The organism is Streptomyces sp. NPDC001157, assembly GCF_053598255.1.
The window spans coordinates 1-26,968 of sequence record NZ_JBSFJW010000024.1 but is presented as its reverse complement, the minus strand read 5'-3'; the positions used below and the strand labels follow the sequence as shown (position 1 = coordinate 26,968).

Below are 26,968 nucleotides of genomic sequence, written 5' to 3'. Positions count from 1 at the left end.
TTTAGTCACGGATCCGGGTCCTAGGTTGACCGCATGTCCCGACCTCCGCTGCACCGCTCGACGCTGCCCAACGGCCTTCGCCTGGTGGTGCAGCCGATGTCCGGTGCTCCGTCCGTCGGCGTCGCCGTCCACTACGACGTCGGCTTCCGGTCCGAGCCGCCCGGCCGCACGGGCTTCGCCCATCTCTTCGAGCACGTCATGTTCCAGGGCAGCGAACACGTCGGGCCCGCCGACCACTTCCGCCTCGTCCAGGCGTCGGGCGGCACCGCGAACGGCTCGACCCACCAGGACCACACCGACTACTACCAGGTGGTGCCCGTCCAGGCCCTGGAGCGCGTGCTGTTCCTGGAGGCCGACCGGATGCGGGCCCTGTGCATCACCGAGGAGACGCTGCGCACCCAGACGGCCGTGGTGAAGGAGGAGATCCGGCAGACCGTCACGGACCGCCCCTACGGCGGCTTCCCCTGGACCGTGCTGCCCGCCGTCCTGTACCGGAGCCACGCCAACGCCCACAACGGCTACGGCGCGTTCGAGGACCTCGACGCGGCGACCGTCCAGGAGTGCCAGGCGTTCTACGACACCTACTACGCCCCCGGCAACGCGGTGCTGACCGTCTGCGGGAACGTCGACCCCGACCGTACGGCGGAGCTGGTGGCGCGTCACTTCGGCCCGGTGCCGGCCCGCCCGGTGCCGCCGCCGGCGGATCTGTCCGAGCCGGTTCCTACGGCGCCGCGGTACGCCACGCACCACGATCCGCACGCCGCCCTCGCGGCCACCGCGATCGGCCATCGCATGCCCGACGCCGGGACCCGGCCGGCGGGCTGTCTCGCGCACATGGTGCTGGCCGAACTCCTCACCGGTCGCGACACGTCACGGCTCAAGAGCCGCCTGGTGCACGGCAGTTCGGGGGGCATGGCCGCCGACGTCAGCGCGGGCTGTGGTCTGTTCGGGCCGCTGCGGGCAAGGAACCCGGAGACCTTCGTCCTGGTGGCGACCCACCCGACCACGACCGACACCGACCGGCTGCTGGAGGCGGTCGACGCCGAGCTGGCCGACCTCGCCTCGTCGGGACCCCGCGAGCACGAACTCGCCCAGGCCCGCGCACTGATCACCTCGGCTACCTGGCGGGGCCTCGACAACCTGGTCGCCCGCACCCGCGCCCTCGGCACCTGTGAGCTGCTGTACGGCACTCCCCACCTCGTGGACGAGCTCGGCGACCGCCTCGCGGCCGTTCGGGCCGAAGACGTGGCGGCCGCCGCGGCGGCCCTGCGCCCGCAGGAGCGCGCGGTGCTCTCCCTGATCCCGGGCGGAGGCGGCCCCCGATGACGACCCGGACCGCATCCCTGCCGGCGATCGGCCCCGTACCGCCCCTGGTGCTGCCGCCGATCGCCGATGTTCGACTGCCGAACGGGCTCCGCGTCGTGGCCCTGCGCCATGCGTCCATCCCGATGGCCGAACTGCGCCTGGCCGTACCGCTGGACGCGGACGGCTTCCCTGCCGCGGCCGTGCACGAGCTGCTCGCCGCGACGCTGCTGCACGGCACTCCGCGGCACGACCGGGAGGCGATCACGGACACGCTGGCCACCGCCGGCGCGACCCTGTCGGCGTCCCGCTCGTCCCGCTGGCTCGGCCTGAACGGCTCAGGGCCCGCCGCCGCGCTGCCCACCCTGCTCGGCGTACTCGGAGAGAGCCTGGTCGAGGCCCGGCACACGGAACCCGCGGTGCGGGCCGCCCGGGAACGGGCCGTACGCCAGGTCGCCACCACCCGCCGGCAGCCGCACCTGCTCGCCACCGAGGCGCTCCTCGGCCATCTGTACGGCCCGCTGCCGCGCATGACCGACGTCCCGTACGCGGCGGACCTCGCCGCCGTCACCGCCGAGGAGGTCCGCGCCGCGCACCGAGACGTCGTACGCCCCGACCGGGCCGTTCTCGTCCTCGTCGGCGACCTCGATCCCGACCGGGCGGTGACCCGGGCCGCGCAGGCGCTGGAGGAGTGGCGACCCGCGGGCGCCTCGCCTCCGCCCCGGCACACACCGGTGATCCGGCAGCCGGGCGTCGCCCGCATCCATCGCCCCGGGGCGGCCCAGTCGCAGATCCGCCTGGTGCGGCCCGCGCCCGACCGGGGCCACCCCGACTTCGCGGCGCTGACCCTGGCCAACATCGTCTTCGGCGGCTACTTCTCCTCGCGGCTCGTCGCCGACGTACGCGAACGGCGCGGTCTCGCCTACCGCTGCGAGAGCGCCTTCCACGACCACCTGGACCAGTTGGTGATCTCGTTGGAGGCCGACACCGCGACCGCGTCGGCGGCCGGCACCCTGCGCCGGATGCGGCACGTGCTGCTCGGCATGGCTCAGCAGCCGCCGAGCACCGCCGAGGTCGAGGCCGCCCGCCGCTACGTCACCGGGATGACCGCGCTGGCCACCTCCTCGCAGCAGGCCTGGGCGAGCAGCCTGCTGCTGTCGCTGACGCTCGGTCAGGAGCCGGACCGTATCGCGCGCTTCCTCGACGAGCTCGCCGCCGTCACCACCGCCGAGGTCGCGGCGGCGGCCGCACGGTTCTACCACCCGACCGACTACCACGGTGTCGTCCTCGGCGACACCGCCCACCTCACGGAGACGGACACAGCCCTGTGAACTCCCCGCACACCACGAGCGTCGTGTACCCGCTCCAGGCCTCCCACGTGGGTCATGTCATGCCCTTCGCCCGGCTGCTGGAGCGCCGCGGCAGCGGGCGGCTGTGGCTCGGCCAGTCCCTGGGCATCGAGACCCACCATGTCTTCGCCGCGCTCACCGGGGCCGGGATCCGCATCCCGTTCGGATCGTCCGTGGCCCTGTCGCCGCTGCGTCATCCGTACGACGCCGCCGTCCAGGCCCGGTCCGTCGCACAGCTGTCCGGGCTGCCGTTCGTGGCGGGCATCGGGCCGGGGTCGAAGGAGTTCCAGTCCGCGGTCCGGCCCGCGCCGCTGGCCAAGCCGGTCACGGCGGCCCGGGAGTACGTGCGGACCATGCGGGCCCTGATCGACGGCGAGACGGTGCACCAGGACAGCGAAGAGCACAGCACGCACGCCGTGTTCCCGGTCATGGACGCGCCGCCGGTCGAGTACGGCCTGGGTGTGCTGCGCCCCGCCATGGCCCGCGCCGCCGGGGAGGTCGCCGACGTCGCCATCACCTGGTTGACCCCGCCGCCGTACATCCGTGACGTGCTGCTTCCCGCGATGAAGGAGGGCGCCGCTCGCTCGGGGCGGTCCGTGCCGCGGGTGGCGACGGTCGTGCACGCGGCCGTGGACCGGCCCGGTCGCGACATCCCGGCCGTCGCGCTCGCGGCGGCCCGCGCCCACCTCAGCGCCGACCACTACACCGACATGCTGCGCCGGGCCGGCATCCCCGCGTACCCCTCCGACCCGGGGACGGGCGCCCGCCTCCTGGTGGAGTCGGGGACGTTCGTCACGGGATCGCCGGAGCAGATCGCGGACGGCCTCGACCACTACCGCGCCCACGGCGTCGACGAGGTGATCGTCAACGTCTGCGGCGTGCTCAATGCCCACGGACTCGGGGCCGCTGTCACCGATCTCACCGAGATCCTCACCGCCGTGGACGGCCGCCGTGCATGACGCCGCCTCCGCACCGCCCTCCGCGGCACCGCCGTTCACCGGCCGCCGTCTGCTCTACGTCGGGACCGGCGCCCTCGGCGTGATGTTCATGCCGATGTGGCTGCACTGGCTGCGCAGCTCCTACCCGGAGGTGGAGACACGGACCGTCGTCACCCGCTCGGCCACCCGCTTCGTGACCCCCACGACCCTGTCGGTCTTCGGCGGCCGTCCGCCGCAACTGGACGTCTGGGGCGACGAACCCGAGACGACGGCTCCGCACGTCGAACTGGCCCACTGGGCCGACACGGTCGTCGTCCACCCCGCGACCTTCCACTTCACCAGCCGACTCGCCCTGGGCGCCGCGGACACCCCCACCCTGCTCGCCCTCCAGTGCACGGCCGCCCCCATCGCCCTGGCCCCCGCCCTGCCCCCCGGCGCCCTGACCTCCCCGGCCTGGCAGCAGCACACCCGCGCCCTCGCCGAACGCGGCAACGTCACGGTCGTACCGCCCCACGAGGGCATCAGCATGACCACGGGGGAGCCCGGCGCCATGACGGCCGCGACCCTCACCGAGGTGATCCCGGCCGTCGAATCCCTGCGCGCCCGGCTCGCGCAGCGGCCCGGCGGGGCGCAGGAATGACGGCGGACGCTTGGGGCGACCGGACCGGCTCCCGTCTCGTCGACTCCTTCGCCACGGGTTACCAGCGCACCACCGTGCACCGGCTGACGGACGGTTCCTTCCGGTGGGTGCGAAGTGCGGGGGCCGACCGGCCGGTGCCCCTGGCCGGCCCCGGTCCGCAGGCCCGTCGCCGCCTGGCGTCGTTGCGGTCTGCGACCGTGCGGGTGGGGCTGCCCGAGGAGGCTCCGGGCGCTCTGCACTACACCGCTCACGGAGCGGACTCCGCGGCGAAGCTCCTCTGGGCCGATCTCACGCCGGCCCATCGCGACCGGCTCACCGCGGCCCTGCACGACACCGGGCGACTGCTTCGCACCCTGCACGACACTCCGGACCTGGGCGCGCCGCCCGGCGAACTCACCGGCCGGAGCGGTCCTCCCGGGCCGGTCCGCCTTGCCGCGTGGATGGACACCGGCACGGGGCCGCGTGCCGCACGGCAGCTGCACGGCGTTCTGCGTGCGAGCTTCGGCCGACTGCGTTGGGAGACCGTGCGGTCCTGGTGCGCGGCGTCGGCCGAGCCGGGGCCCGGGGGCGTGCTGCTGCACGGGGCGCCCAGCACCGGATCGCTCATCGTGGGCGATCCTGGGCTGCCCGACGCCGACTCGGTTCTGCTGACCGGCGAGGACCTGGCTCCCGGCCCGCCCGCCTTCGACCTCGGCTGGCTCCTCGGCGAGTTCCTGGAACTGCGGATGACGGCCGACCGCAAGGGCACCTCCCGGCCCCTGCTGACCGAGCTTCCGGCCGCCCTGCTCGACGGATACGGACACGGCACCGCGGACGACCCCCTGGCCGTCGGCCGCGCAGCCGTGCTGCGCATCGTCACGCATGCCCACGACTTCGCCGCCTACATGGGCTGGCATCCCGAACTCGGCCTGTACGCCGATGCGTTGCCCGCCTACGTCGACGGCGACGGAAGCGCGGCGCTCGACGGCACCTCCTGACCCACGACGAGAACGCCGACAACACCCGATGAAGGGACCGTTCATGCGCACCACCCGCCATCTCAACCTGGTAGTCCTGCACGACCTCGACGACGCCCGCACCGCCGTCGAGGAGGCCCTGGCGCACGCCGACGCCGCGGAGGCGCCGGGCCTGCGCAAGGCGCTGACGCTGATCGAGGCCGCCGCCCGCAGTGACGAGGACATGAAGATCCGCTGGGCCCGCCAGGCCCTCGACCGGGCGGGCGTGGCAGCGGGGGACACCTCCACCCGAGCGATCAAGGAGCTGCGCCGCGCGGCCCCCCAACTCGGCCTCGCCGAGGCCGTGGAACTGGTCACCCTGGCCGCGAAGCACTGACATGACCCGACGCGAGACTTCACCCAACGGGGCAAACGGGGCAAACGGGGCCAACGGGTCCGCTGGGCCTGTCGGGTCTGTCGGGTGCACTGAGTCCGCCGAGCCCACAGGGCCTGCCGGGTCCGCCGAGCTCGCCGTGTCCACTGGGTCTGCCGGGCTTGTCGAGTCTCCCGGGTTGGCCGGGTCCGTCGGGGTGGCAGTCGGGCGTAGTGGCTGTGCCGGGAGCGGCGAGTCCGCTGGGTCTGTCAGGCGCGGTGAGTCGGCCGGGTCCGTCGGGGTGGCCGGGCTCGCCGGGTCCGCTGGGTCTGCCGGGGCCGCCGAGCTCGACGTGTCCACTGGGCCTGCCAGGCGTGCCGAGTCCGGTGGGTTGGCCGGGTCCGCTGGGTCGGCACGGGCGGCCGGGCGGACTCGCTCCGCCCGGCGCGGCAGGTCCGCAGGGTCCGCCACGCCCGCAGGGTCCGCCGGAACCGGTGCCCGCACCGTCCGGCTCGGCGCCGACATTCTGCGCGGAAACGGGGTCCAGCTCGCCCTGGCCATGTTGCTCGCCCTCGCCTCGACCGCGGCCACGCTGGGTGTGCCGTTGATCATGAAGGACGTCATCGACTCGTTCGCCCGCGACGAGTCGATCACCGTCCCGGCGCTCGAGCTGGGCGGCCTGGCGCTCGGTGCCGCGCTGGCCTCCGCCGCATCCGGCTATCTGCTGGCCCGGCTCGGCGAGTTCATGCTGCTGAGACTGCGCCGCCGGGTCATGGCCCACACCCTTGCGCTGCCCCTGGGAACCGTACGTGCCCAGGGCGCCGGAAACCTGGTCGCCCGCGTCACCTCCGACGCGCTCCTGCTGCGGGCCGTCATCGACGTGGGCCTGGTCCAACTCCCGCTGGCAGTGCTCACGGTGGTGTCCACGCTGGTCATCATGGCCGTACTCGACTGGCTGCTGGTCCTGGTCGCCATCGCGGCGTTCGCCGTCGCCGGTGCCGCGATCGGCTTCGTCGTCGTCCGTGTCAAGCGCAACGTCGTCGACCAGCAGGAGGCCATCGGCGGCCTCGCCCAGCGGTTCACCGCCCATCTCGCCGCCCTGGCCACCATCAAGGCCTACCGCTCGGAGGAACGGGCGGCGGACCGGCTCGGCGAGGACGCCGCTCAGCTGACCGGCACCTCGCTGACCGGGGCTCGGCTGCAGTCCCTGATCGGTCCCGTGATGGGGCTCGGCCAGCAGATCGCTCTGGTGTCCGTCATCGTCGGCGGCGGAGCGCGCATGGCGCACGGGCAGCTCACCGCCCCGGACTTCGCGGCGTTCCTGCTCTACCTCCTCCAGCTCGTCACCCCGGTCACCATGGTCGCCACCGGCATCGGCCGTCTGCAGGCCGGTCTCGCCGCCAAGGCCCGCTTCAACGACCTTCTCGCGCTGGACCGGGAGAGCGACGGGGACGCCTCGGCCGAGGCGCCGGCCCCCGAACCGCTGCCGGGCCGCCCCGCGGTCGCCTTCCACGAGGTGGGTTTCTCCTACGCCGGGCCCTCGGCGCCCCCCGTTCTCACAGGTCTCTCCTTCACCGCCCCCCGTACCGGCCTGACCGCCCTCGTCGGACCCTCCGGAGCGGGCAAGTCGACCGCGCTGACCCTCGTCGAACGGTTCGCACACGCCGGCACCGGACGCGTCGAGGTGCTGGGGCACGACGTCCTGGCCTGGCCGCTGCCCGAGCTGCGCCGCCGGGTGACGTACGTGGACCAGCAGTTCACGCTGCTGGAGGGCACCGTGCGGGACAACCTGCAACTCGGTCGGCATCGTCCGCCCGCAGACGAGGAGCTCATGGCCGCCCTGGACGCGGTGGGCCTGCGCGAGGACGTGCAGGCACTTCCCGACGGGCTGGACACGGTGCTCGGCCGGGAGAACGACCTGTCCGGCGGCCAGCGTCAGCGCCTGGCCCTGGCCAGGGCACTGCTCACCGATGCGGAGATCGTCCTGCTCGACGAGCCCACCTCGCAGCTGGACAGCATCAACGAACAGCGCTTCCGGGACGTCGTGGCGAAGCTCTCCGCCACCCGCGCCGTCCTGGTCGTCGCCCACCGCCTGTCCACGGTGCGGCACGCCGACCATGTGGTGATGCTCGGCAACGGCACCCTGATCGACGCGGCCACCCACCCCGAGCTCATGGCCCGCTGCGCCCCGTACCGGGAACTGGTCACGACCCAGGCCGCGGCACAGGCCGACTGACGGCGCCCTCCGGCACGATGGAAGCCCGGCCGAGGTGACAGACACCGGGCGACAGGCAACCACGGAGGCAGCCGATGAGCGGATCCGGTACCGCGGGCGGTGGGTACTCCGGTACCCCGCTCGCCAGGAAGATCGGCATCAGGGCGGGCCACCGGGTGGCACTTCTGCACGCTCCGGATCCGTTCGACATCCCCGGCCTGCCCGACGGGGCGGAGCTCACCGCGGACGGCCCCCGCGGCGCCGACATCACCCTCGCCTTCTACCGCACCCGTGCCGCCCTGGCCGCCGAGGCCGCCACGCTGGTCGCCGCCCTCGCCGACCACGCCATGGTGTGGATCGCCTGGCCCCGCAAGGCCGCAGGCCACGTCAGCGACATCGCCGAGAACGATCTGCGGGACCTCTTCCTCCCGCTCGGCGTGGTCGACGTGAAGGTCGCCGCGCTGGGGGTGGACTGGTCGGGCCTGAAGTTCGTACGGCGCAGGGAGAACCGCCGTACGAACCGACACCCCTGACCCAGGCAGGAGAACCGCCACGCCTGACCCAAGAATCGGCGTACTCAGAAAGTCCTTACCGTGAACGGTTAGCATCACGGCCGGGATTGCCGGCGGCCGTGATGGGGTGAAGGGCATGCAGGACCTGGGAGCGCCGAGGATCGCCGTCGCCGTGGTGACCATGGGAAACAGGCCTGCCGAGGTCGACGCCCTGCTGGAGTCCGTGGCCAAGCAGGACCTCGCGCCCACGCGAATCGTGATCGTCGGCAACGGCTGCCCGCTGCCGGACTACGCCGAGCGGCTGGCGCTGCCCGGCGAGGTCACCCTCCTGGAGCTCGACGAGAACCTCGGCTGCCCGGGCGGCCGGAACCAGGCGCTGGCCAGGCTGCGGGAGTTCGGGGACGTCGACGTCGTCGTCGAACTGGACGACGACGGCCTGCTCGTGGACGCCGATGTGCTGCGGCGGGTACGGGACCTGTTCGCCGCCGACCCGAAGCTCGGCATCGTCGGCTTCCGCATCGCCGACGAGCACGGCGAGACACAGCAGCGGCACGTGCCCCGGGTCGGAGCCTCCGACCCGATGCGGGGCGGTTACGTCACCGGATTCCTCGGCGGCGGCCACGGCCTGAGGACCGCCATGCTCGACGAGATCGGCGACTGGCCCGCCGAGTTCTTCTTCGCCCACGAGGAGACCGACCTGGCCTGGCGGGCCGCCGACGCCGGCTGGCGGATCCTGTACGCACCGGAACTGCTGCTCCAGCACCCGAAGACCTCGCCGGCCCGGCACGCCATCTACTACCGGGTGAACGCCCGGAACCGGGTCTGGCTCGTCCGCCGTCGACTGCCGTTGCCGCTCATCCCCGTACACCTGGCGGTCTGGACGCTGCTCACCCTCGTACGGACCCGGTCGGGAGCGGGGCTGCGCGCCTGGTTCGGCGGGTTCGTGGAGGGCCTCAGGGAACCGGCGGGCGAGCGGCGGCCCATGCGGTGGCGGACCGTGTGGCGGCTCTCGCGGCTGGGGCGGCCGCCCGTCATCTGAAGAGGGATGGTTGGAGGGGACGAGGGTCCCGGGCGTTCACCTCCGCCGACCGGGACCCTCTGACGTCCCCCGGATCCGGCCACGACGGCGTCACTCCCCCGAGTTGCGCGTTCTACGCGCGCACCCCCGGGCCAGATCCGATGAAGTGATCACATCAGGTGGCACCAACGGATCGCTAACATGTGGCCAACGGTTCTCCGTTCCGGCCTCGGCCGATTGGCGTGAAGCAGTCGACCGGCTCGGCCGGACGGCCGCAGCCGTAACGGATTCCGGCGGCGACCGCCGCGACACAGGTGGCGGGAAACCGTCGTGACGAGGGCGGTAATCCGCCAGGGACGCGGGAAGGCAGTGGGCGGCGTGAGGCGGGGCCAGCTGCGGTTCGGACTCCTGGGGCCGCCCGTTCTCTACGACGTCCACAGCGAGGCCGGAGCCCTCGGAGACGGCGCGGATGGCTCCGGCGAGGTCGACGTCAAAGCCATCGGCAGCCCCAAGGTGCGCACCCTGCTCGCCGCGCTGCTCCTCGAAGCCGGCCGTGTCGTCTCCGTCGAGTCGCTCAAGGACGCGCTGTGGGGCGGTGCGCCGCCCGCGTCCGCGCAGGCCTCGCTGCACAACCATGTGGCCCGTCTGCGAAGGCTGCTCGACGACCCCGAGCGACTGCGGGCCGTGCCGCCCGGTTATGTGCTGCGTGTCGAACAGGGCGAACTGGACGTGCATGTCTTCGAACGCCACCTCGCCACGGCACGGGGCGCGTTCGCAGCCCGCAACTGGGAGCGGGTCGTGCGTGAGTGCACGTCCGCCCTCGCCCTGTGGCGCGGCACCCCACTGGACGGGCTCCCCGCCGAGCTGGGCGGATACGCCTTCGTCCAGCGCCTGAAGGAGGCGCGGCTGCTGCTTCTGGAGTGGTGTTACGACGCCGAGCTGGCCGTGGACGGTGCCCGACTGGACGGTCTCGTACCGGAGCTGGCGGCACTGGCCGCCGAGTATCCGCTCCGGGAGGCGTACCACCGTCAGCTGATGCTCGCCCTGCACCGCACCGGCCGCCAGGCGGAGGCGCTGGCCGTCCACCGGGATCTGCGCGCCCGCCTGGTGGAGGAACTGGGTGTGGAACCGGGCCCGGCGATGCAGGACGCGCACGTCGAGGTGCTCGCCACCACCGGGCTCCCGGGTGCCCCGCGCGAGGACGACACCGCTTCCGGCGGCACGGACGATCCCGCGCCGGCCCTCCCGCAGTCGCCCCGGCCCGCCCAACTGCCCCCTCCGCCCGCTCACTTCACGGGCCGCACCCCCGCTCTCGACGACCTGCGCAGCGCCCTTGAGCCCGGTCCGACCCCTGCCGTGGCCGTCATCAGCGGTATGGCGGGCGTGGGCAAGAGCGCCCTCGCCCTACAGGTCGCCCACACCTTGAGGGAACGTTTCCCCGACGGTCAGCTGTACATCAACCTGCACGGCGCGACCCCCGGCATGACCCCTCTCACGTCCACCCAGGCCCTCGCCGCTCTGCTGCGTGACCTGGGCACCGAGCCCCGCCGCATCCCCGAACACCCGGACGCGGCGGCCGCGTTGCTGCGCTCCCTGCTCGCCCCGACCCGCACCCTCCTGCTCCTGGACGACGCCGCGCACGCCGCTCAGGTACGGCCGCTGCTGCCGGCCGGCGCCGGCTGCGCCGTGATCGTCACCAGCCGTTCGCCGCTGACCGCCCTCGACGGCGCCCGACGCTTCCCGCTCACCCCCCTGAGCGGGGAAGAGAGCGCCGAGCTGCTGCGAGCGGTCTCCGGCCGCGACGCCCTGGACGCGGCCCATCCCCTCGTCGAACTCACCGGCCGCCTCCCGCTCGCGCTGCGCATCGTCGCCGCCCGCCTCGCCGCGCGCCGCGCGCTCACCCCCGACATGCTGGCCGGTCAACTCGCCGCCACGGAAGACCGGTTGCACCACCTGGAGTACGACGACCTGAGCGTCCGCCGCTCCCTGGCCGTCGCCCACGACGCACTCGCCGCCTCGGAACGGGAGGCCGACCGGGACGCCGCCCTCGTGCTGCGCGGTATCGGCGCGCTCGATCTGCCCGCATACGGCGCCCCGCTCCTCGCCCATCTGGTCGGCACCGACGAGCGCCGCGCCGAGGCCGCACTTGACCGGCTCGTCGACGTGGCCCTCTTGGAGGAGACGACATACGGCCGCTACGCCCCGCACGACCTGGTCCGCGACTTCGCCCGCGAACTGGCCGCGGGCGCCAGCGATGTGGACGCCGCCCTGCCCTGGTACGCCGCCGTCGCCGAGCGCGCCCTCACCGCGATCGTCGAACCGGGCCTCGACCAGGACGACCGCCGCCGCCCGACCGCGGCCCAGCCGCCGGACCACGCGGCACAGGTCGCCGCCCTCCCCACCTTCGAATCCGCCGGACAGGCCTTCGCCTGGGGCGACACGGAGCTGGTGAACATCGTCACGCTGGTCGAGCGCCACGCCGAGGACGCCGAAGCCGACGCCGACGTACAGGCCCTCAGGGCCGCCCGTATCTCGACACTGATCCGCCTCTTCTTCCCCTACGTGCTGCGCAGTGGCCGCGTCGCCGAGATGGAGGTGCTCGGCCGGGCCGCCCTGCGCGTGGCCCGGCACCTCGGTGACGAGGCTGCCGAGGCCTACGCGCTGGGCGACCTCGCCGGGCTGCACTTCCTGACCGGCCGGCAGAGCGAGGCCCTCGCCCTCAACGACCGGGCGCTGACGATCTGGCGGCGGCTCGACCGCGTCTCCTGGATGCGCCGTTGCCTCAACAACCGCGGCCTGCTGCTCGAAGCGCTCGGCCGGTACGAGGAGTCCGGCCGCGCCCTGCGCCGCAGCCTGGAGTACTCACGGCAGCTGAACGACCCGCACGGCGAGGCCGTGACCCACAGCCACCTCGGCAACCTGTACGAGCACACCGATCCGCGGGCCGCCATCGAGCAGCACCGCCGCTCGCTCGCGATCGGCCAGGAGATCGGCGCCGTGATCGTCCAGCACTCCGCGCACTGCAACATCGGCTACGCCCACCTCACCCTCGGCGAACCGGCCGCCGCCGTACCCCACTTCGAGGAGAGCCTGCGCATCCTCGGCGGCCACGGCGACTGGCACGGCGAGTCCCAGACCCGGCTGGGCCTGGTGCGGGCGCTGCGCCTGCTCGGCCGTACGGAACGGGCCCACGCCGAGTGCGCCGAACTGCTCCACCGCGCGGACACCCGCACCGACCGCTACACGGGCGCCCTCGCCCGCCACCAGCACGGCCTCCTGCTACGGGAACAGGGGTGCCCCGAGAGGGCACACGAACAATGGCGCACGGCACTCGCCGCCCTGGACGGAACGGACGAGAAGGCGGTCGTGGCCGAACTGAGGGAGCTGCTCGGCGAGCCACCGCCGTAGCTGCCGTAGCTGCGGGCAGTCGTGCCGCTGGGGCGGCACGGGTGGGCGCAGCGGCACCCCGTACGCGCGGGCAAGCGAAACCGACCCCCCCGGGCCGCACCAGTACCGGCCACCGCTCACTTCGCATCCGCATAACACTCCACAACCGCCGTGGTGAACGGAAACCGCACCGGCGTCTGACCGAACGTCAACCGCCCCGCCAGCTCCGCCGCCTCCCGAATCGCCGAAACCACCGCCCCGGCCTCCCGCGCAGGACAGTGCACGATCACCTCGTCGTGCTGGAAGAACACCAGCTCGGCCGCCATACCCGCACACGTCTGCCGCAGAGCGGCGAGCACCAGCAGGGCCCAGTCGGCCGCGCTCCCCTGGACGACGAAGTTGCGGGCGAACCGCCCGCGGGCGCGGGTGTTGGTGGAGGCGTAGCCCGGCACCCACTCGGTCCCCGCCGGGGCCTCGGCCGGTTCGTCCTGCGGGATGCCCGCCTCCTCCGCCGCGTCCTCGCCCGCCCCGGCCGCCGGCGGACAGGTCCGCCCGAGCCAGGTCCGTACGAGCCGCCCTTCCTCGCCCGCGCGCGCCGCGTCGTCGACGTACGCGACCGCCTTCGGGAAGCGGCGTCTGAGCGCGGCGAGGTTCTTCAGGCCGTCTCCGGAGGTCTGGCCGTAGACCGCGCCGAGGACGGCGAGCTTGGCCTGGGCGCGGTCGCCGGAGAAGGCCCGGTCGGAGACGGACTGGTAGAGGTCGCTCTCGCGCCCGGCCACCTCCATCAGCCCCGGGTCGCGGGAGATGGCGGCCAGCACACGCGGCTCCATCTGGTCGGCGTCCGCGACGACCAGCCGCCAGCCGGGGTCGGCGACCACCGCGCGCCGGATCACCCTGGGGATCTGGAGGGCTCCGCCGCCATGGGTGACCCATCTGCCCGTGACGGTCCCGCCCGCGAGGAACTCGGGCCTGAACCGCCCGTCACGCACCCAGTCCTGCAGCCACGACCAGCCGTGGGCGACCCAGATGCGGTACAGCTTCTTGTACTCGACCAGCGGCTTCACCGCGGGGTGGTCGACGGACTCGATCTCCCAGCGCCGGGTCGACTTCATCTTGATCCCGGCCTGCGCGAACGCCTTGATGACGTCCGCGGGCAGATCGGGCCGGACGCGGCGCCCGAAGGCGGCGGACACCTCGTCCGCGAGCTCGGCCAGACGGCGGGGCTCGCCACCGCCCGCGTACCGCTCGCCGAGCAGTTCGTGCAGAACCCGGCGGTGCACCTCGGCGCTCCAGGGCAGCCCGGCGCGGTTCATCTCGGCGGCCACCAGCATCCCCGCCGACTCGGCCGCGGTCAGCAGCCGCATCCGGTCGGGGTGCGCGGTGGCGTCGTGCCGGCGCTGCTGCTCGGCGTACACCTCGACGAGGTCGGGCAGCGGCACGGGGGCGGTCTGCGGTTCGAAGAGCGGGGACTGCGCGCCCGGTTCGGCGGAGCGCTGGGGCGGGTCGGGCGGTACGGGGCCGCCGCGCAGCCGGGCCAGAGCGGCGGCCGCCGAGCGGGGTTCGCCGTACCGCCCCTCGTGGCCCAGCAGGAGGGTCTCGGCGTCCTCGATGTCGTAGCACCGCTCCACTCGCACCCCCGTGGCGAGCAGACGCGGATACACCTCGGCCGTGGAACGCCACACCCACCGCACGACCTCGGGCCGCCCCCGCACGGCCGTCGCGAGGTCGGGCTCCCACAGGACCGGCCCGGCGAGCAGCCCGTCCGGACCGAGGGGGGCGAGCTCCACGCCACCGTCCTCGGCCGGAGCGAGCGCCCAGCGGTCGGTCATGGTTGCGAGTGTGGCAGGGGGGTCTGACAGTGGCCTCCCGGACGGCCGTCAGCTCTCCTCACCGGGGACCTGCAGGTACTGCGCGAGCGCCTTGGCGAGCTCCGCCTCCACCGTCGCCTTGTCGAGGCCGAGCCCGGCCAGCACCCCCTCGCCGTTCTCGAACTCCAGCAGGGCCAGCAGGATGTGCTCGGTGCCGATGTAGTTGTGGCCGAGGCGGAGGGCCTCGCGGAAGGTGAGTTCCAGGACCTTCTTGGCGTCGGAACCGTAGGGGACGAGTTCCGGGACCTCCTCGGCGGCGGGCGGGAGGGCGGCGGTCGCCGCCTGGCGCACGGTGTCGAGGAGGATGCCCTGAGCCGTGATCGCCTTGGCCGCGAGGCCGTCCGGCTCGGCCAGCAGGCCGAGGATCAGGTGCTCGGGGCGGCCCTCGGTGTTGCGGGCCGCGATCGCCTCGTTGTGGGCGGCCATCACCACGTTGCGGGCGCGCGGGGTGTAGCGGCCGAAGCCCTGGTTCGGGTCCAGGTCGGTGGACTCCTTGGGCACGAAGCGCTTCTGCGCCGCCTGCCGGGTGACCCCCATGCTCTTGCCGATGTCCGTCCAGGAGGCGCCCGAGCGGCGCGCCTGGTCCACGAAGTGACCGATCAGATGGTCCGCCACCTCGCCGAGGTGGTCGGCCGCGATCACCGCGTCCTGGAGCTGTTCGAGGGGTTCGGCGTGGACCTTCTTGATGGCCGCGATGAGTTCGTCGAGACGCACGGATGGCGTGAAGTTCGGGTTCGTCGACATGTGTCAACCGTAGGTTGACAGGCGAGGGTCGTCAACCCTGGGTTGACACTGGAGTCGCTGAAGATGTTCAGCCCGCGCGCCACCCGCCGGCCGCGGCGCAGCAGTGAGGAGGTGGTCACCGCCCCTTGCCAGAAGGCCCGCCGCCGCGCCCTCCTCGACCGGCACCGCCCGGTCCCGGAAGGCCTTGGTCGGCACCCCGGTCCTGGGCCCGCCCCGTCCGCCCATCGCCACGATGAACACCATGTCGGGAAAGGGGGGGCGAACGCATTTCGGTGGGTGGGACGAGTCCTGGGAAATGCCGTGTGAGGCGCACGGGGACGGTGATTGACTCATCTGCCATGACCACGACCACGCTGACGACGCAGTCCTCCACGGCCCCCGCTCCTGTCTCGGCTCCCGTCCCCGTCACCGATGTTCCCGCGGTCGTCGACGAGACGGCCCGGCTCCTCACCGAGCACTACGTCTTCCCGGAGGCCGCCGAGCAACTCGCCGTGCTGCTGCGCCGGCGCCTGGCGGAGGGGGCGTACGACGTGGAGAGCGCCGAGGAGCTGAGCGGACTGGTCACCACGGATCTGCAGTCCGTCAACGGCGATCTGCACCTGCGCCTCAAGTACCACCCCGAGCAGGTGCCGACGGGCCAGGGCGAGGCCGCGGAGGCGGCGATGCGCCGCGACTTCGACGCCTCCCTGGGCGGTGTGCCCCGGGTCGAGCTGCTCGCGGGCGGCACCGCCCTGCTCGAACTGGCCCCCCTCCTCTTCCCGCTGTCCTGGTCGGCCGAGCCGCTCACCGCCGCGCTCACCCTGGTCGCCCGCGCCGAGGCGCTCATCCTGGACCTGCGGGGCAACGGCGGCGGCGACCCGGACACCGTCGCCTTCGTCTGCAGCCACCTCCTGGACGAACGCACCCACCTCAACACCATGTACGCGCGCGTGGGCGACCGTTACGACCAGTCCTGGACCCTGCCGCACGTGCCGGGCGCCCGCTTCGGCGGCACCAAGCCGGTCCACGTCCTCACCGGGCCCCACACCTTCTCCGCTGCCGAGGAACTGGCCTACGACCTCCAGCAACTGGGTCGCGCGACCATCGTGGGGGAGGCCACCCGCGGCGGCGCCCACCCGCGCGAGGGCTGGACGGTCCATCCGAACCTGGAGGCCACCATCCCGGTCGCCCGTGCCCTCAACCCGGTCTCCGGCACCAACTGGGAGGGCACCGGCGTCCTCCCCGACGTCCCGTGCCCGGCCCCGGACGCCCTCGACCGCGCGCTGGCCCTGATCCACGGCTGAACCGACTGTCAGTGCCGCGTGGCACGATCGACGAGTGACCAGCACTCCGTCCAGCACCGTCGAACGCGCCTTCCAGGCCGCCCTGTACGCCGCAACCGACACCGCCCTCGACACGGGCGCCTCCCTGCTGGCCGCAGACCCGGCGGCGGATGGCGAACTCGCCCGCCGCGGCCGGGAGTTCGTGGCGACGGCCTGGCGGCGCGGCTGGGAGCCCGCCGACGTCGTCCGGATCGTGCGGCGCGAGCTGGACGACGTACACGTACGGCTGGCGTCGGAGCTGATCCGGGCGCAGACGGCGGACGACCGCCCGCGCGGCCCCCGCTGGGCCGCGCAGCTGGACGAGCTCACCGCCGAAGCGGCCGAAGCAGCCGAGGCCACCGACACCGCTCCTCGCACCGACCGTTTCTCGCACGCGACCACCGTCCTGGAGCTGTACCGCCTGCTGCTGCGCCTGCCGGCCCTCGAACCCCTCGACGAGCCCACGCGGCGGCCCGATTCCGCCCCCGGAGCCGGCCCGACGTCCGAGTCCCGCATGCTCACCCGCATCCGCGCGCTGCTCGCCAAGGCGGAGGCGACCGGGTTCCCGGACGAGGCGGAGGCGCTGTCCGCCAAGGCGCAGGAGCTGATGGCCCGGCACAGCATCGACGAGGCGCTGCTCGCGGCCCGAGCGCCCTCCCCGGACGCCCCCGGCGCCTGCCGGATCGGCGTCGAGGCGCCGTACGAGCAGGCCAAGGCCGTGCTGCTGGACGCGGTCGCCACCGCGAACCACTGCCGCGCCGTGTGGAACGAACCGCTGGGCTTCTCCACCGTCGTCGGCTTCGAGGCCGACCTGGAAGCCGTCGAGCTCCTCTACACCTCGCTCCTCGTACAGGCCACGACGGCGATGACGAAGGCGGAGACCGCCCAGCGGGCGGGCGGCCGCAAGCGCACCAAGACCTTCCGGCAGTCCTTCCTCGCGGCCTACGCCCACCGCATAGGCACCCGCCTCGCGGTGGCCGCCGAGACCCAGCTGACCGACGACCTGCTCCCGGTACTCGCCTCCCGCGAGGTCGCGGTCACGTCCCACACGGACCGCATGTTCCCCGAGACGAACACGACCCGCCTGCGCGGGGTGAACGACGAGGCAGGCTGGACGGAGGGAGCACAGGCAGCGGACCGGGCGCAGGTGGGGAACCGGCAGCGGCTTCCGTGAGCGCCCCGACAGGGGCGCGGGGCTGTGTCGATATGCGGCTCCGCCGCATATCGGCCCAACCCGCGAAGCGTCAGTCCCCAGCCTGCTGGAACGGACTCACCGAAGCGTCCGGCGCACCCGCGCCCCCCTTGACGGCAACCTCGCCGTACGACCACGGGAAGCTGTGGCCGGCGCCGGAGCCGGGCAGGGTGAACGTCGCCGCCTTCACCGGCAGGCTCTTCGTGCCGCCCGCCTCGCCCCGGACATACGTGATCGTGAAGGAGGCGGTGCCGCCCTTGGCAAGGCTCAGCTTCTGCGCCTTCGCGGCCTTGTCGGCCGGCACGGCTCCCGACGCCTTGCCCCCCTGGAGATCGACGGCCGGGAAGCCGTTCAGGGTGCACTTGGAGCCGCGGTTGGTGAGCGTGACGGTGACGTTGCCGGTGTCCCCGGCGGACGGGGCGGCGCTCGCCGCGACCTGCACGCCGACGGCGTCGAGCGTGCAGGCGCCGTCGGCCTTGTTCTTGTCGGTGGAGTCGCTGTCACCGCCGCTGCTGTCGCAGGCGGTCAGGAGGAGCGCCGCGGCGAGAGCGGCGACGGTGATCGGGGTGGCGCGCATGTGGATCCTCTGGTGCTCTGCTGGTGCTCGGCGGCGCGATGCCGGTGATCGCGTGCATGGATCATCACGCACGATCCCGTGCAGCGGTTGCCCGCCCTGCCGGACTACTGACCGAGGTTCGCCGTCGGCAGCCCCGACGGCAGGGTCCCGCCCTCCGTCTTGAGGTACGTCTCCTTGCCCACGGTGCCCGACCAGGTGATCTTCAGCGAGCTCTTGGACACGGAGTCGACCATCCCCGTGGCTCGCTCCTTGCCGCCCTTCGTGCAGCTGAGGTGGATCATCTGCATACCGGCCTCCTTGCCCGCGGTCCCGCTGCACACGGATCCGCCGGTCGAGAAGAGCCCGGCCTGCTTGCCGTTGACCACCAGGGCCACGACCTTGCCGCCGGTCGTGGCGACCCAGCTTCCCTGCAGGCCGTCGGACGCGCTCGTCGTCCCGCCGGTGCCGCCGCCCGTGTCCGCGGTGGAGGCAGTGGAGGCGGAGGGACTCGACGAGGAGTCGTCCTTGGAGTCGCCGCCGCTGCTGCACGCGGTGAGCACGAGCGCACCCGCCAGCCCCGCGGCGGCGGCCGCGATCCGCAGCCGCCGGCGCGACACCGTGCGGGCAGGACGCGTGAAGGACGCCGAAGTCACTGGTAGCTCCCAAGCAGTAGCAACGAGCAGGGGCAGGCCGTGGCCGGAGGACCGGACCGTACGGCCGAATGCCCGCAGCAAGCTACCAGGGACGGCCGTCCCGCCCATGAGGAGCGGCTGTGAGATTCACCGGACCCACCCGCACTCACCAGAACCACCCGCACTCACCGGAACCACCGGCGCTCACCAGGACGACTTGCGCACCCCCGGCAGATACCCGGCATGCGCCTGCCCGCGCAACGAGACCCGCGACAGCCCGAACGCCCGGAAGTACCCTCGCGGCCGCCCGTCCACCTGGTCACGGTTGCGTACCCGTGTCGCGCTCGCGTCGCGCGGCTGGCGCCGCAACTCCCGCTGGGCGGCGACCCGTTCCGCCTCCGTCGACGAAGGCCGCCGGATGATCTCCTTCAGCTCGGCGCGCCGCTCCGCGTACCGGGCGACGATCGCCTGCCGCCGCTCGTTCTTCGCGATCTTGCTCTTCTTCGCCATCAGACCCGCACCCCCCGCGCACGGATCCGCGCCACGGCCGCCTCGACGCCGATCGCGTCGACGGTCCTGATCCCCTTCGCGCTCAGCCGCAGCCGTACGTACCGGCCCTCGCTCGGCAGCCAGTACCGCTTGCTCTGGATGTTGGGGTCGAAACGGCGGGAGGTCCGCCGGTGGGAGTGGGAGATGCGGTTGCCGAAGCCCGGCCGGGCGCCGGTCAGCATGCAGTGCGCGGACATGGGTGACGTACCTCTCCTGAAGCGACCCCGAAGCGATGTCGCTAATGGAATTCATTTTCAGTAAGGTACCAGCATGGCTCGCAACGAACTCCGCCCGGTCATCAAACTGCGGTCCACCGCGGGGACCGGCTACACCTACGTGACCCGCAAGAACCGCCGCAACGACCCCGACCGCATGACCCTGCGCAAGTACGACCCGGTCGCCGGCCGCCACGTCGACTTCCGAGAGGAGCGCTGAACCACCGCCATGCGCAAGGGAATCCACCCGGCCTACGGTCCTGTCGTCTTCCGCGACCGTGCCGCGAACCACGCCTTCCTCACCCGCTCGACGATGAGCAGCGACAAGACGATCGAGTGGGAGGACGGCCACCCGTACCCCGTCGTGGACGTCGAGATCTCGAACGTCAGCCACCCCTTCTACACCGGCACCGCCCGTGTCCTGGACACCGCCGGCCGTGTGGAGCGCTTCGAGCGCCGGTTCGGGAAGCGGGGCGGAGCGTGAGCCTGTCGGTGGTGATCGTCGGCGGGCTGCACGCCGACGCCCGCAAGGCGGCCGTCGCCCGACTGCTCGCCGACGTCCCGGGCAGCGTCGTACTCCACCACGACCTCGCCACGGCCGCGGCGGGCACGGTCGTACGGACGGTCCGCGACGCCACCGGCCTCGTGTCGGCCGGCGAGGCGCCCCTGGTCAACGACTGCGCGTGCTGTGCGCTCAGGGAGGACCTCGTCCCCGAACTGCGCCGGCTCGCGGACGCGGGGGACACCCGCCTCGCCGTCGTCGAGCTGTGGGACTCCGTGGAGCCCAAGGCCATGGCCGAGGTGGTCGTGGCCGGAGGCCTGACGGTCACCGGGGTGATCACCGCCGTGGACCCGGCCCTCGTCCTGCCCTACCTCGGCAACGGCGACGACCTCGCCGACGGCGGCCTCGCCGCGGCGGCCACGGACCAGCGGACGGTCGCGGACACGTTCGCGCGCCAGCTGGAGTACGCCCCCGTCCTCGCGGTCACCGACTCCGAGGAGGCCGACGAGGAGGACCGCGAACTGCTCGCCCAGCTGCACCCGACGGCCCGCCAGGTCGTCATCGGCCACGGCGACCTGGCGACGGCCGCCCTCGCGGGCTTCGACGTCGAGGCGGCGGCCGCCGCCCAGCATCCGGCCTGCGCGCTCCTCCCCGCCGAGGCCGACGCACACGGCGTCTCCACCCTCGTCTGGCACCGCAGCCGCCCCTTCCACCCGGAGCGGCTGTATGCGGCGCTGGAGGACCTGACCTGCGCCGCCGCCCGCAGCCGGGGGCGGTTCTGGCTCGCCGACAAGCCGGACACCTTGCTGCACTGGGACGCGGCGGGCGGGGCGCTGTGCGTGGAGAGCGCGGGGCCGTGGCTGGCCTCGCTCCCGGACGCCGCCTGGGACATGGTCCCGCCCGTGCGCCGGGCCGCCGCCGCGCTGGACTGGCATCCCGAGCACGGCGACTGCTGCCAGCACCTTGTCTTCACCTCTCCCGGCCTCGACCGCGACGGACTCGAACACCTGCTGGAGTCCTGCCTGCTGACCGATGCCGAGTACGCCGCCGGGCGCGCCGCATGGAAGCGGCTGCCGCCCGCCTTCGACACCCTCCTGGAGGTCTGACCCGCATGGCCCGCAAGCCCGACCGCACCCCCGCCAAGTCCCGCCCCAACCCGCTGGACCAGGCCGGCATCACCTACATCGACTACAAGGACACCGATCTGCTGCGGAAGTTCATCTCCGACCGCGGCAAGATCCGCAGCCGCCGTGTCACCCGTGTCACGGCCCAGCAGCAGCGACTGCTCGCCCGTGCGATCAAGAACGCGCGGGAGATGGCGCTGTTGCCGTACGCCGGCCGCTGACCCTGGCCGATCCTGCGAACGTCATTTGGGGGATGGAACACAAAAGCCGCGGTACGCGTCTCTTCCTGTGTACGAGTTCCGGTTCGGCGCATGTCGCATGACCCCTGGGGCATGCGCCGGAACGGATGCCACACCCCGTACGTCACAGCTGTAACCACAGAACCACCGCGCGTGCACGTGCATCTGCTCATGCACCCGCACGTGAACACAGCTATGATCCGGACCAGTTGACCGCTGCATCACTGGCTCCAAAGCCACCGCACCACCGGGAGCGACCTGTGGACCACGACGTGTACAACGGCATGGCAGCCACGGAGTTGAACGGTGTGGCCTGGCAGAAGAGCCGGCACAGCAACTCGCAGGGCTCCTGTGTGGAGTTCGCCCGGCTGCCCGGCGGGGACGTGGCCGTGCGCAACTCGCGCTTCCCCGACGGTCCGGCCCTCGTCTATACGCGCGCGGAGATCGAGGCGATGCTCCTGGGCATCAAGGACGGCGAGTTCGATCACCTGATAGCGGGCTGACTCCTCCTTCACCCCGGTGCAATTCGGGGCAATCGGTGTGTTGCGTCCAGTAACGCGCGTAGAAACCCGGCGTCGGACGGCGCCGGGGTGCGCTATTCGGCGGCCAGCGGCTGGGGCGGGTGCGACAGCTGGAACAAGGCCCAGACGACCTTGCCGCCGAGCGTGCCGGCCATCGGGTGCCAGCCCCAGCTGTCGGCGAACGAGTCGACCAGGAACAGGCCGCGGCCCGACTCCGCCGAGAAGTCGTCCGCCTCGCGCGGGGTCGGGGTCGCATGGCTCGGGTCGCGCACCGCGCACACCAGCCGCTCCGTCCAGCGCATCAGATGCAGCCGCACGGGCGGGCTCTGCTCGGCGGTGCGCAGGGTGCCGGCCGGCAGGCCGTGCCGCAGCGAGTTGGTGACCAGCTCGGAAACCACCAGACAGACGTCGTCGAAGCGGTCGCCTATGTCCCACTGGTCGAGCGTTCTGCGGGTGAACAGCCTTGCCTCGCGCACCGCTTCGTAGCGGGCGGGCAGAGCGCAGGAGGCGGCATTGGACACGGCCGCGGGATCCAGCGGCGGAAGGCCCTGCCGTAACGGCTCGAGCATGGTCGATCCATTCGTCCCCATGCGAGGCACTCCCGAGGAATTCGCGGTCGTTGCGTTGCGATGCAGCGGTTGCGCGAGACCATGGTCTTGGATGCGCGGTGCAGATGCAAGGTGCAGATGCACGTGCACGCGACCGAATTGGACCCTCCCGTACCGCTTGTTGGCCATTTTTTCCGCCATCTTCTCCCCCTCTGCTTGCCAACTCCTTCCCTCTTCCTGTGCAGAATCTTTGGGTTCTTTGCTTCTCTGTAATCGGTCGAGTACTGCTCGGAGTGATTTAGTGGCAGACTTCGGCCCCTGAAGGCGTTGGGGAGGCTGGCGAACGTGAGCGTGGGAGAGCCCGGATCGGTGGTGCGGCGCATGCTGCTCGGCTCGCAACTCAGGCGGCTGCGTGAGGCCCGCGGCATCACGCGCGAGGCGGCGGGCTACTCGATCCGTGCCTCCGAGTCGAAGATCAGCCGGATGGAGTTGGGCCGGGTGAGCTTCAAGACGCGTGATGTGGAAGACCTGTTGACGCTGTACGGCATCACGGACGAGCAGGAGCGCACCTCGCTGCTCGCCCTCGCCCGGGAAGCCAACGTCGCGGGCTGGTGGCACAGTTACTCGGACGTCCTGCCCAGCTGGTTCCCCACCTACGTCGGCCTGGAGGGCGCCGCCAGCCTCATCCGTGTCTACGAGGTGCAGTTCGTGCACGGCCTGCTGCAGACCGAGGAATACGCCCGCGCGGTCGTGCGGCGCGGCATGAAGGGCGCGAGCGAGGCGGACGTCGAGCGGCGCGTGGCGCTGCGCCTGGAGCGGCAGAAGTACCTCGTCTCCGAGAAGGCTCCCGAGTTCCACATCGTCCTGGACGAGGCCGCCCTGCGCCGCCCCTACGGCGACCGCGAGGTCATGCGCGGCCAGCTCCAGCACCTCATCGAGGTCTCCGAGCGCCCGAACGTGCGGCTGCAGGTGATGCCGTTCAGCTTCGGCGGCCACTCCGGCGAGTCCGGCGCCTTCACCATCCTCAGTTTCCCGGAGTCGGACCTCTCGGACGTCGTCTACCTGGAACAGCTCACCAGCGCGCTCTACCTCGACAAGCACGAGGACGTCACCCAGTACGAGAAGGCGATGAAGGAGTTGCAGCAGGACAGCCCGGGTCCGGACGAGAGCCGGGACGTGCTGCGGGGCCTGCTCCAGCTGTCCTAGGGTTTCCCCTCGAATGTGAGCGGAGCCACCCAACTCGCTTGAAACGCACGTACGATGACGTGTGATCACACCGTGAAGTTGGGATGAGGGATCGCATGGCGTCGTACTTCACCGATCTGGCTCAGCAGTACATCGACGGTGAGTGGCGCCCGGGTACCGGTTCCTGGGACGTCATCGACTTCAACCCGTACGACGGTGAGAAGCTGGCCTCGATCACCATAGCCACGGTCGACGAGGTCGATCAGGCCTACCAGGCGGCCGCCCGCGCCCAGAAGCAGTGGGCCGCGACCAACCCGTACGCCCGCCGAGCCGTCCTCGAAAAGGCGCTGCGCCTGGTCGAGGAGCGCGAGCAGGAGATCGCCGACGCGATCATCACCGAACTGGGCGGCACCCGGCTGAAGGCGGACTTCGAACTGCGCCTCGCCAAGGAGTTCCTGCGCGAGGCGGCCAACCAGGCACTGAGCCCCGAAGGCAGGATCCTCCCTTCTCCCGTCGACGGCAAGGAGAACCGCGTCCACCGCGTTCCGGTCGGTGTGGTGGGTGTGATCAGCTCCTACAACTTCCCCTTCCTCCTCTCGATCAAGTCGGTCGCCCCGGCCCTGGCCCTCGGTAACGCCGTGGTCCTCAAGCCGCATCAGGAGACCCCGATCGTCGGCGGCTCACTGGTCGCCAAGATCTTCCAGGACGCCGGTCTGCCCGGCGGCCTGCTGAACGTCGTCATCACCGACATAGCCGAGATCGGTGACGCCTTCATCGACCACCCTCTCCTGGAGGTCATCTCCTTCACCGGCTCCGACCAGGTCGGGCGCCACATCGCCGCCGTATGCGCCGCGAACCTCAAACGCTCGGTCCTCGAACTGAGCGGCAACAGCGCGCTGGTGGTCCTCGACGACGCCGATGTCGACTACGCCGTCGACGCGGCCGTCTTCAGCCGATACGTCCACCAGGGCCAGATCTGCATGGCCGCCAACCGCGTCCTGGTCGACCGCTCGGTCTTCGACGAGTTCACCGAGAAGTTCGTCGCCAAGGTGAAGACGCTCAAGACCGGAGATCCCCGCGAGCCCGAGACGGTCATCGGTCCGCTCATCAACCGCTCCAAGGCGGACGCTGTGACAGGCGTGATCGACCAGGCGCTCGCCGAGGGCGCCACGGCTCTGGTACGCGGCGGCCGGACCGACAACCTCGTCGAACCGTCCGTCCTGACCGGCGTCCCCGCCGGCTCCGCCCTGCTGCGGCAGGAGGTCTTCGGCCCGGTCGCCTTCCTCATCCCCTTCGACGGCGAAGAGGAGGCCGTACGCATCGTCAACGACACTCCGTACGGCCTGAGCGGCGCCGTCCACACGGGCGACATCGAGCGGGGCGTCTCCTTCGCCAAGCAGATCGACACCGGCATGTTCCACGTCAACGACGGCACCGTCCACGACGAGCCCCTCGTCCCCTTCGGCGGCGAGAAGAGCTCCGGCCTCGGCCGCCTGAACGGTGAGGGCACCGTCGAGTGCTTCACGACGCAGAAGTGGATCTCGGTGCAGCACGGGCGGAGCGGGTTCCCGTTCTGATTGGGTTCCGTGGAATTTGGCGGGCCGACCTCCCAGCCCTCCCCTGACGTTTCTGCCGTCATGATCTTCCCCGGGTGGAACTTCCTTGCGCGCCCTCCGATTGAGGACAGGACCTGACCTAAAGGCCCCGTAACTTCATCGGTGTCAGGAGGCCTCCCGAGGCTCCGATCCATCGAAAGGCGACGGTCATGGTCATGCACGTACCGGCAGAGGCGCAGGGCGACGAGCGCGGGGCACTGCTCGCGTTCATCGAGGAGCAGCGCGGCGGCATCCGCCGGGCGCTGCTCGGACTCACCCCGGAGCAGGCCGCGAGCAGGCCGAGCGCAAGCGAGCTGTCCCTCTCCGGTCTGCTCAAGCATGTCGTCGAGGTGGAGCAGGGCTGGATCGCCCGGGCCAAGCAGGAGCCCCCGGCGATCAAGCGGGACGAGACCAACTGGCACGAGACCTTCCAGCTCGTCGACGGCGAGACCGTCGAGTCGCAGCTCGCGTACTGGGAGAAGGTCGCCGCCGAGACGGAGGCGTACATCCGCTCGGTGCCGAGCCTCGACGACAGCTTCCCGCTCCCGAACGACCCCTGGTTCCCGCCGGAGGGCCGTGTCTCGGTGCGCTGGCTCTGCCTGCACCTGATCCGCGAGACGGCCCGGCACGCGGGCCACGCCGACATCATCCGCGAGTCCCTCGACGGGAAGACGGCGTTCGAACTGGTCGCCCTGGAGCAAGCGGGCTGAGCCCTTGACAATAAGCTGGGCGGCATGTCCGCGATCCGTCTCCTCGTGCTCGGCGCGGTCCGCCAGCACGGGCGGGCCCACGGCTACCAGGTGCGGGGCGACCTGGAGTACTGGGGCGCGCACGAGTGGTCCAACGCCAAGCCCGGCTCGATCTACCACGCGCTCAAACAGATGGCGAAGCAAGGGCTGCTGCACGCGCACGAGATCGCGCCGTCCACGGCCGGCGGCCCGCCGCGCACGGAGTACGAGATCACCGACCGGGGCACCGAGGAGTACTTCCGGCTGCTGCGCGAGGCCCTGACCTCGTACGACCAGAAAATGGACGTCAAGTCGGCGTCCATCGGCTTCATCGTCGACCTGCCGCGCGCCGAGGCGGTGGCGCTCCTGAAGGAGCGGATCCGGCGGATCGAGGAGTGGCGCGGGGCCGTCACCGAGCACTACATCCCTCAGGACGGCCCCGAACAGCTCGGCCACATCGGCGAGATCATGAACCTCTGGGTCCACACGGCCGATGCCGAGGCCGAGTGGACCCAGGGGCTGATCGCGCGGATCGAGAGCGGGGCGTACACGTTCGCGGGCGAGGGCGCACCGTTCGTCGGCGTCCTCGCCGAGGGGGAGGAGAACCCGTACGCGACCGGGGAGCCGCATCCGGGAGACACGCGCTGAGCGTGCCCTTTGCCGGATGCATGGGGCGGACGCGGGTTGCAGCCCTGAGCGGCTGGTGCCCTAGGCCGTTTCCTTCAGATCATCGGATCGTTGGTCTGGTGTGTCGTTGACTGACGCCCAGTGGGCACGCATCGAGCCGTTGCTGCCGGACC

At 72.0% G+C, this 26,968-nt stretch carries 28 protein-coding genes; 21 read left to right on the top strand and 7 right to left on the bottom strand.

What is annotated here, in order from left to right; all coding sequences use genetic code 11:
• Positions 1-33 precede the first annotated feature (33 nt).
• The 10 genes from ACWDAG_RS32200 to ACWDAG_RS32155 all read left to right on the top strand — a co-directional run bounded on the left by ACWDAG_RS32200 (position 34) and on the right by ACWDAG_RS32155 (position 12,690).
• Positions 34-1,326, top strand: coding sequence for a M16 family metallopeptidase (locus tag ACWDAG_RS32200; protein WP_450699064.1), 1,293 nt, complete (start codon positions 34-36; stop codon positions 1,324-1,326).
• Positions 1,323-2,633 (top strand): M16 family metallopeptidase, encoded by a 1,311-nt coding sequence (locus ACWDAG_RS32195; protein WP_450699063.1) that lies wholly within the window; start codon positions 1,323-1,325, stop codon positions 2,631-2,633. Before ACWDAG_RS32200 ends, ACWDAG_RS32195 begins: the two co-directional genes overlap by 4 nt.
• Positions 2,630-3,610, top strand: coding sequence for an LLM class flavin-dependent oxidoreductase (locus ACWDAG_RS32190; protein WP_450699062.1), 981 nt, complete (start codon positions 2,630-2,632; stop codon positions 3,608-3,610). The genes ACWDAG_RS32195 and ACWDAG_RS32190 overlap by 4 nt, the downstream gene beginning before the upstream one ends.
• A complete protein-coding gene (locus ACWDAG_RS32185) occupies positions 3,603-4,229 on the top strand; it encodes a flavoprotein (protein ID WP_450699061.1) in 627 nt (208 codons plus the stop codon). Before ACWDAG_RS32190 ends, ACWDAG_RS32185 begins: the two co-directional genes overlap by 8 nt.
• Positions 4,226-5,206, top strand: a complete 981-nt coding sequence (locus tag ACWDAG_RS32180; RefSeq protein ID WP_450699060.1) for a hypothetical protein — start codon at positions 4,226-4,228, stop codon at positions 5,204-5,206. Before ACWDAG_RS32185 ends, ACWDAG_RS32180 begins: the two co-directional genes overlap by 4 nt.
• A 43-nt stretch (positions 5,207-5,249) precedes the next feature.
• A complete protein-coding gene (locus ACWDAG_RS32175) occupies positions 5,250-5,561 on the top strand; it encodes a hypothetical protein (RefSeq protein WP_450699059.1) in 312 nt (103 codons plus the stop codon).
• A gap of 535 nt (positions 5,562-6,096) precedes the next feature.
• Complete coding sequence (locus ACWDAG_RS32170; protein ID WP_450699058.1) at positions 6,097-7,773, top strand: ABC transporter ATP-binding protein; 1,677 nt, start codon at positions 6,097-6,099, stop codon at positions 7,771-7,773.
• Between the two features lie 74 nt (positions 7,774-7,847).
• Entirely contained in the window at positions 7,848-8,285 is a 438-nt protein-coding gene (locus tag ACWDAG_RS32165; protein ID WP_450699057.1) for a DUF3052 domain-containing protein, read from the top strand.
• A 124-nt stretch (positions 8,286-8,409) separates the two neighbouring features.
• The gene (locus ACWDAG_RS32160; RefSeq protein WP_450699186.1) at positions 8,410-9,303 is read left to right on the top strand and encodes a glycosyltransferase family 2 protein; all 894 of its coding nucleotides are present in this window, start codon (positions 8,410-8,412) and stop codon (positions 9,301-9,303) included.
• A 357-nt stretch (positions 9,304-9,660) separates the two neighbouring features.
• Positions 9,661-12,690: a BTAD domain-containing putative transcriptional regulator gene (locus tag ACWDAG_RS32155; protein WP_450699056.1), complete on the top strand. Its 3,030-nt coding sequence runs from the start codon at positions 9,661-9,663 to the stop codon at positions 12,688-12,690.
• Between the two features lie 116 nt (positions 12,691-12,806).
• Here ACWDAG_RS32155 and ACWDAG_RS32150 read toward each other — a convergent pair whose 3' ends face one another.
• Both ACWDAG_RS32150 and ACWDAG_RS32145 read right to left on the bottom strand, forming a co-directional pair.
• A complete protein-coding gene (locus ACWDAG_RS32150; protein ID WP_450699055.1) occupies positions 12,807-14,498 on the bottom strand; it encodes a bifunctional 3'-5' exonuclease/DNA polymerase in 1,692 nt (563 codons plus the stop codon).
• Between the two features lie 48 nt (positions 14,499-14,546).
• On the bottom strand, positions 14,547-15,281 hold the full coding sequence (locus ACWDAG_RS32145) for a Clp protease N-terminal domain-containing protein (RefSeq protein WP_450699054.1): 735 nt from the start codon (positions 15,279-15,281) through the stop codon (positions 14,547-14,549).
• A 338-nt stretch (positions 15,282-15,619) separates the two neighbouring features.
• Between ACWDAG_RS32145 and ACWDAG_RS32140 the strand changes: the two genes are divergently transcribed.
• Together ACWDAG_RS32140 and ACWDAG_RS32135 are read left to right on the top strand one after the other, a co-directional pair.
• A complete protein-coding gene (locus ACWDAG_RS32140; RefSeq protein ID WP_450699053.1) occupies positions 15,620-16,564 on the top strand; it encodes a S41 family peptidase in 945 nt (314 codons plus the stop codon).
• A 34-nt stretch (positions 16,565-16,598) separates the two neighbouring features.
• On the top strand, positions 16,599-17,756 hold the full coding sequence (locus tag ACWDAG_RS32135) for a DUF2786 domain-containing protein (protein WP_450699052.1): 1,158 nt from the start codon (positions 16,599-16,601) through the stop codon (positions 17,754-17,756).
• 70 nt (positions 17,757-17,826) lie between these two features.
• On the opposite strand, the gene ACWDAG_RS32130 is transcribed toward ACWDAG_RS32135, so the two are convergent.
• The 4 genes from ACWDAG_RS32130 to rpmB form a co-directional block, all read right to left on the bottom strand.
• Complete coding sequence (locus ACWDAG_RS32130) at positions 17,827-18,351, bottom strand: DUF4232 domain-containing protein (RefSeq protein WP_450699051.1); 525 nt, start codon at positions 18,349-18,351, stop codon at positions 17,827-17,829.
• Positions 18,352-18,455: 104 nt separating this feature from the next.
• Complete coding sequence (locus ACWDAG_RS32125; RefSeq protein WP_450699050.1) at positions 18,456-18,983, bottom strand: hypothetical protein; 528 nt, start codon at positions 18,981-18,983, stop codon at positions 18,456-18,458.
• Positions 18,984-19,166: 183 nt separating this feature from the next.
• Entirely contained in the window at positions 19,167-19,472 is a 306-nt protein-coding gene (gene rpsN / locus ACWDAG_RS32120) for a 30S ribosomal protein S14 (protein ID WP_450699049.1), read from the bottom strand.
• Positions 19,472-19,708 (bottom strand): 50S ribosomal protein L28, encoded by a 237-nt coding sequence (gene rpmB / locus ACWDAG_RS32115; protein WP_450699048.1) that lies wholly within the window; start codon positions 19,706-19,708, stop codon positions 19,472-19,474. Before rpmB ends, rpsN begins: the two co-directional genes overlap by 1 nt.
• Positions 19,709-19,781: 73 nt before the next feature.
• Between rpmB and rpmG the strand changes: the two genes are divergently transcribed.
• From rpmG to ACWDAG_RS32090, 5 genes are all read left to right on the top strand, one after another.
• Positions 19,782-19,946 (top strand): 50S ribosomal protein L33, encoded by a 165-nt coding sequence (rpmG, locus tag ACWDAG_RS32110; RefSeq protein WP_030573688.1) that lies wholly within the window; start codon positions 19,782-19,784, stop codon positions 19,944-19,946.
• Positions 19,947-19,955: 9 nt separating this feature from the next.
• Positions 19,956-20,210, top strand: a complete 255-nt coding sequence (locus ACWDAG_RS32105; protein WP_450699047.1) for a type B 50S ribosomal protein L31 — start codon at positions 19,956-19,958, stop codon at positions 20,208-20,210.
• A complete protein-coding gene (locus tag ACWDAG_RS32100) occupies positions 20,207-21,334 on the top strand; it encodes a CobW family GTP-binding protein (protein ID WP_450699046.1) in 1,128 nt (375 codons plus the stop codon). Before ACWDAG_RS32105 ends, ACWDAG_RS32100 begins: the two co-directional genes overlap by 4 nt.
• 5 nt (positions 21,335-21,339) lie before the next feature.
• On the top strand, positions 21,340-21,573 hold the full coding sequence (rpsR, locus tag ACWDAG_RS32095; RefSeq protein WP_450699045.1) for a 30S ribosomal protein S18: 234 nt from the start codon (positions 21,340-21,342) through the stop codon (positions 21,571-21,573).
• 302 nt (positions 21,574-21,875) lie between these two features.
• On the top strand, positions 21,876-22,094 hold the full coding sequence (locus ACWDAG_RS32090; protein WP_115913352.1) for a DUF397 domain-containing protein: 219 nt from the start codon (positions 21,876-21,878) through the stop codon (positions 22,092-22,094).
• Between the two features lie 92 nt (positions 22,095-22,186).
• Here ACWDAG_RS32090 and ACWDAG_RS32085 read toward each other — a convergent pair whose 3' ends face one another.
• Positions 22,187-22,681, bottom strand: a complete 495-nt coding sequence (locus ACWDAG_RS32085; protein ID WP_450699044.1) for an ATP-binding protein — start codon at positions 22,679-22,681, stop codon at positions 22,187-22,189.
• Positions 22,682-23,041: 360 nt separating this feature from the next.
• On the opposite strand from ACWDAG_RS32085, the gene ACWDAG_RS32080 reads away from it, so the two are divergent.
• From ACWDAG_RS32080 to ACWDAG_RS32065, 4 genes are all read left to right on the top strand, one after another.
• Entirely contained in the window at positions 23,042-23,866 is an 825-nt protein-coding gene (locus tag ACWDAG_RS32080; RefSeq protein WP_351472851.1) for a helix-turn-helix domain-containing protein, read from the top strand.
• 95 nt (positions 23,867-23,961) lie between these two features.
• Positions 23,962-25,422, top strand: coding sequence for an aldehyde dehydrogenase family protein (locus ACWDAG_RS32075; protein WP_450699043.1), 1,461 nt, complete (start codon positions 23,962-23,964; stop codon positions 25,420-25,422).
• Between the two features lie 188 nt (positions 25,423-25,610).
• Positions 25,611-26,150 carry a DinB family protein gene (locus ACWDAG_RS32070; RefSeq protein WP_450699042.1) on the top strand — a complete coding sequence of 180 codons (540 nt, stop codon included), beginning with the start codon at positions 25,611-25,613 and terminating at the stop codon, positions 26,148-26,150.
• 24 nt (positions 26,151-26,174) lie between these two features.
• Complete coding sequence (locus ACWDAG_RS32065) at positions 26,175-26,816, top strand: PadR family transcriptional regulator (protein WP_450699041.1); 642 nt, start codon at positions 26,175-26,177, stop codon at positions 26,814-26,816.
• Positions 26,817-26,968 lie beyond the last annotated feature (152 nt).